The 4,786-nt window shown below is 64.1% G+C and carries 5 protein-coding genes, 1 other RNA gene and 1 pseudogene; 5 read left to right on the forward strand and 2 right to left on the reverse strand.

Annotation, left to right across the window (positions count from 1 at the left end; translation table 11 throughout):
- Together EOA36_RS28015 and EOA36_RS28020 are read right to left on the reverse strand one after the other, a co-directional pair.
- Positions 1-371: pseudogene (locus EOA36_RS28015) on the reverse strand (NADH pyrophosphatase); the annotation flags it as partial.
- A gap of 52 nt (positions 372-423) precedes the next feature.
- Positions 424-843: an HIT family protein gene (locus EOA36_RS28020; protein ID WP_127280298.1), complete on the reverse strand. Its 420-nt coding sequence runs from the start codon at positions 841-843 to the stop codon at positions 424-426.
- A gap of 144 nt (positions 844-987) precedes the next feature.
- Between EOA36_RS28020 and ffs the strand changes: the two genes are divergently transcribed.
- The 5 genes from ffs to EOA36_RS28045 all read left to right on the forward strand — a co-directional run.
- An RNA gene (ffs, locus tag EOA36_RS28025) (signal recognition particle sRNA small type) lies at positions 988-1,084 on the forward strand.
- A 102-nt stretch (positions 1,085-1,186) separates the two neighbouring features.
- On the forward strand, positions 1,187-3,016 hold the full coding sequence (locus EOA36_RS28030) for a DNA polymerase III subunit gamma/tau (RefSeq protein ID WP_127280299.1): 1,830 nt from the start codon (positions 1,187-1,189) through the stop codon (positions 3,014-3,016).
- Between the two features lie 31 nt (positions 3,017-3,047).
- Complete coding sequence (locus tag EOA36_RS28035; protein ID WP_127280300.1) at positions 3,048-3,371, forward strand: YbaB/EbfC family nucleoid-associated protein; 324 nt, start codon at positions 3,048-3,050, stop codon at positions 3,369-3,371.
- Between the two features lie 13 nt (positions 3,372-3,384).
- Complete coding sequence (locus EOA36_RS28040) at positions 3,385-3,792, forward strand: hypothetical protein (RefSeq protein WP_127280301.1); 408 nt, start codon at positions 3,385-3,387, stop codon at positions 3,790-3,792.
- A gap of 227 nt (positions 3,793-4,019) precedes the next feature.
- A partial coding sequence (locus EOA36_RS28045; RefSeq protein WP_189553389.1) for a cell wall hydrolase occupies positions 4,020-4,786 on the forward strand: 767 nt, incomplete at its 3' end.

The raw sequence follows: 4,786 nt of genomic DNA on the forward strand, positions 1-4,786 counted from the left end.
ATCAGTCCTTGCATATAGACCGAGCGGTAATCGATCGCCTTGACGGTTTCGGGCAACTGTTCGGCATCGATGCCGGCCAGCACCGCCAGCACCGGCCCCTGTTCGGAAAACCCGAGCAGGACGCCCTGGTCGAAGGAAGGGCTGAAGGGATCGCTCTCGGCGATGCGGTACCAAGGGTCGAAACCGCCATCGGCGAGTTTCAGGTAGAGCCGGCCGCCATTCATCAAAAGCAGCCGTGTCGTCGGATCGGCCAGCGCCTTGTCGACCGAATCGTCGGCGCGGTTCTCGGATTGCCGGTCGATCGTGTTGCCGGCAAAGCCGACGAACTGGCTCGGCTCGCGCACGGGCGCGTCAAACAGGCGAAAGCTCATATGGACTCTGGTGCTTTGGGATGGACATGCTTGGGATAGACACAGGGAAGGCTTATAGCGCTGCCCTTATCGTTTCGGCAAACCGGCGCAGGTCGGAGCGCTGATAGGGCTCGCGCAGGCCATGCCCCCACACCGGGCCGGGCCAGCCGGGATCCCCCTCGGACCGTGCGACGATATGGATATGCAGTTGGCGCACGATGTTGCCGAGCGCGCCGGTGTTGATCTTGGTGCAGCCGCTCACCTTCTTCAGCGCCTGCGCCACCATATTGGTCTCGAAGGTCAGCATCGCCTGGTCGAGCGGCGTCATGTCGTGGATCTCCTCCGCGCCCGGCCGCTGCGGCACCAGGAGCAGCCACGGCCAGCGGCGGTCGTTCATCACCCGCAATTCGCACAGCCCAAGCCACATCAACTGCTCGCTGTCAGCCTCCAGCCGGGCATCCAGCGTGAATCCGGCCTTCAGGCCCGGCAGCATCGGCGTTTCCCTTGCTTTTCTTGGCTTCCTCAAACCCTGAACGCTAAAGCGGCTGCATCGGGGCTGCAAGCGAATCTCGCGGTTCGCGGTGCCGATTTGCCTGCGCACTTGCATTTCGTCGCGCAATTGCCGATATGGACAGCGGGAGGTTGGTGGTGGACGATCCACTCGCCAACCGGGTCAGGTCCGGAAGGAAGCAGCCCTAACGAGCCCGGAACGGGTCATTGTTCCAGCCTCCCACCTCATCGGCCCTCCTCGCGACATTGACGACGCATTGCAGCGCGGGCGAGACTATGCGCAGGAATCGGCGCTTTGGGCGCGGCCTTTTGGAGCTTAACGGCGAATGAGCGAAGCCGGAAATTCGGGGCCCGATAGTTTGGCGACAGGCAAGGCCGCGGCCTACCGTGTGCTGGCGCGCAAATACCGTCCGTCGAATTTCTCCGAGCTGGTCGGCCAGGAGCCGATGGTGCGCACCCTGACCAACGCCTTTGCCACCGGCCGCATCGCCCAGGCCTGGATGCTGACCGGCGTGCGCGGCGTCGGCAAGACCACCACCGCGCGTATCCTGGCGCGGGCCCTGAATTATAAAACCGCCACCGTTGACCAGCCCTCGGTCGACCTCGCCGTGCTTGGCGAGCATTGCCAGGCGATCATGGAAGGCCGCCATGTCGACGTCATCGAGATGGACGCCGCCTCGCACACCGGCATCGACGACATCAGGGACATCATCGAGCGCGTGCGCTATGCGCCCGTCTCGGCCCGCTACAAGGTCTACATCATCGACGAAGTGCACATGCTGTCCACGCAGGCCTTCAACGGCCTGCTGAAGACGCTGGAAGAACCGCCGCCGCACGTCAAATTCATCTTCGCCACCACCGAGATCCGCAAGGTTCCGATCACGGTCCTGTCACGCTGCCAGCGTTTCGACCTGAGGCGCATCGACGCCGGTGCGCTGGTCGCGCATCTCTCCTCGATCGCCGGCAAGGAAGGCATTTCGGTCGACGACGACGCTCTGGCGATGATCGCGCGCGCGGCGGAAGGTTCCGCCCGCGATTCGCTCTCCATTCTCGACCAGGCGATCGCCCATGGCGCCGGCTCGGTCAGCGCCGAGGCCGTGCGCGCCATGCTGGGCCTGGCCGACCGCGCCCGCATCGTCGATCTGTTCGAACACGTGATGAAGGGCGATGTGGCAGCGGCACTCGGCGAATTCCGTGCGCAATACGACACCGGCGCCGATCCGGCCGCCGTGCTGACCGATCTTGCCGAGTTCAACCATCTGGTCACCCGGCTGCGCTTCGTGCCGACCGCGATGGACGATGCCTCGCTGTCGCAGGACGAGCGCCAGCGCGGCGCCGATTTCGCCAGGGCGCTGTCGGTGCGCGTGCTGTCGCGGACCTGGCAGATGCTGCTCAAGGGCATTCCCGAGGTACAGTCCTCCAACCGGCCGGTCAGTGCCGCCGAAATGGTGCTGATCCGGCTGGCGCACGCCGCCGATCTGCCGACATTGGACGAGGCGCTGAGATCGCTGGAGAGCGGCGCCTCGGCAACCGGCGCCGCGCCACGCCCGAACGGCGCGCTCGTGAACCCCGGCAATGGCGGTGCTGGCGGCAATGGCGCCAGCGCCGTGGCGCAGGCGCGCATGCCTGGCGGCTCGGGCGGCGCACAGACCATGCGGCTGGTCGAGGCCACGCCCGCTCCGGCCGCCTTCGTCGCGCCCCCGCAGCCGGCGCCGGAGACGCAAGCCGTACCGCTGAAATCGCTGGCCGACATCGTTGCCCTTGCCGACGCTCAGCGCGACGTCGCCTTCAAGGTGCTGGTCAAGCGCTGCATCCGTCTGGTGCGCATCGAACCTGGCCGCATCGACGTCGGCCTGACCGACGATGCGCCCAAGATGCTGCTCAACGAACTGACGACGAAACTGCGCGCCTGGACCGGCCGCAGCTGGCTGGTGTCGCTTTCCAAGGAGGAGGGCGGCCAGACGCTGGCCGAAATGGAATCGACGAAACGTGAAAACGCTTTCCTCGATGCCAGGAACGACCCGACAGTCGCCGCCTTCCTGACCCGCTTTCCCGGCGCCAAGATCATCGATGTGCGCATTCCCGACACGCCGGACGCCGAAGCGAGCGAGGCCGAAATGCCGGTCGAGCCGCCGGCCGATGACGACGAACCCTGATATCCAGCACTAATCCGCAAAGGATCGGACCATGAAAGATCTTCTCGGCCTGATGGGCAAGGCGAAGGAAATGCAGGCCAAGTTCCAGGCCATGCAGGATGAGATCGCCACGGTCGAAGCCGTCGGTCAGGCTGGCGGCGGCCTGGTCAGCATCATTTTGAGCGGAAAGTTCGACATCAAGTCGCTGAAGATCGACCCGTCCTTATTCAAGGAAGACGAGGTCGAAATCCTCGAGGATCTGATTCTTGCCGCGCACAATGACGCCAAGGCCAAGGTCGAGCAGATCATGCAGGAAAAGACCAAGGCGCTGACCGCTGGCCTGCCCATCCCGCCAGGAATGAAACTGCCTTTCTAGCGCTCGGTGCGCCATGATCGACGAGCCGTCCGAAAGACTGATCGAGCAGCGTATCCGCAACAGGATCTACGAGATTCTGGAAATTCTCGCCGATTGCGATGCGGGTGTCGATCTCGTCGGCATCAAGGGCTACTTCAATCTCTTCGAGGATTTCGTGCACCGCCCGTCGATCGAGGCCGGCACGTCGGCGCTTTCGAAGGACGAACGCGCGATCGTGCTGGAAATCGCCGAATTCCTGGAGGCGGCCTCCGAAACGAATCCTGATTTCACCAAGGCCGAGTTCATCGACAGCGACTGGCCAGGCAAGATCGCGCCGGCGGCTAGGGAGGCGCGGGCGCTGTTTCTCGGGCGGGGCCTGTTTTCAGAGAAGGTCGAAGAGGTCGAACCCGGTCGGTCGGCGGCAATCGCCGCCGGGCGATAGGCTTTCCCGCGAAAGGCGCATAGCGTTTCCCCAAGGGAATTGCGGCGAAACGAAGAGAGAGCGGTCATCGTCTGTGTGAAACGACGGCTCGATCTATCTGGAAAGCCTCAATTTGTGTCAATTCGGCAACAGTCTGCCGTTAATAACGTTTTGGCCATCATTTTGCCCGAAAGTGTCTCATTCTTGCCGCAGCCTGGGGGCGGGCATTGAAGTGAGAGGGTTACCTGTTGATCGCCACGCGATGGAAGACGCCGCTGTTGCTCGGCGTCGTCACGTCTCCCCTTTTCTTGGCCGCTTGCAGCCAGACCACCTCGCACGGCATGTCGGTTGCCAGCCTGACCGACGCCATCACGCCGAGTTTCCTGAGTTCGCGCGCCTACAGTCACACGCCGAAGGACAGGGAATGCCTCGAACGGGCGATGTTCTTCGAATCCAACCGGTCGAGCCGCGATGGCATGATCGCCGTCGGCACGGTGGTGATGAACCGGCTGCGCTCGGGCAACCACGGCAGCACCATCTGCCAAGTGGTGGGTGAACCCGGGCAGTTCGCGCCGGGCGTCATGACCCGATCGATGAATTCGCGCGCAATGCCCGATGTCGAGGAGGCCGCCGACGCCGTGCTCAAGGGCGAGCGCAAGGCCAAACTCAAGAACACGATGTATTTCCACACCGCCGGTCTGCGCTTCCCCTACAAGAACATGCACTACACCATGGTTGCCGGCGGCAATGCCTTCTACGAAAAGCGCGGCCGCAACTGGCAGCCGCTGCCGGATGAACCGACGGTTGCCATTGCCTCGGCCGAGCAGCCAGCCGCCTTGCCAGGCGTGCCTGCGGTGCGCGTCGCTTCCGCCGAGCCCGTACCTGCGGCCAAGACATCCGCTCGCACCGCTCCAGCCCAGCAGGTCTACATGACCGCCGCGGCGGAGCCGACACGCCCCGGCAAGACGGCAACCGCCCGCACCGCTGCGGCCCAGGAGACCTATGTCACTGCGTC

It is taken from the genome of Mesorhizobium sp. M8A.F.Ca.ET.021.01.1.1, from assembly GCF_003998025.1.
In the GTDB taxonomy this organism is placed as follows: domain Bacteria; phylum Pseudomonadota; class Alphaproteobacteria; order Rhizobiales; family Rhizobiaceae; genus Mesorhizobium.

Coding starts and splice junctions, on each gene's coding strand:
- EOA36_RS28030 (WP_127280299.1), top strand. CDS start 1,187: ATGAGCGAAGCCGGAAATTCGGGGCCCGATAGTTTGGCGACAGGCAAG.
- EOA36_RS28035 (WP_127280300.1), top strand. CDS start 3,048: ATGAAAGATCTTCTCGGCCTGATGGGCAAGGCGAAGGAAATGCAGGCC.
- EOA36_RS28040 (WP_127280301.1), top strand. CDS start 3,385: ATGATCGACGAGCCGTCCGAAAGACTGATCGAGCAGCGTATCCGCAAC.
- EOA36_RS28020 (WP_127280298.1), bottom strand. CDS start 843: ATGCTGCCGGGCCTGAAGGCCGGATTCACGCTGGATGCCCGGCTGGAG.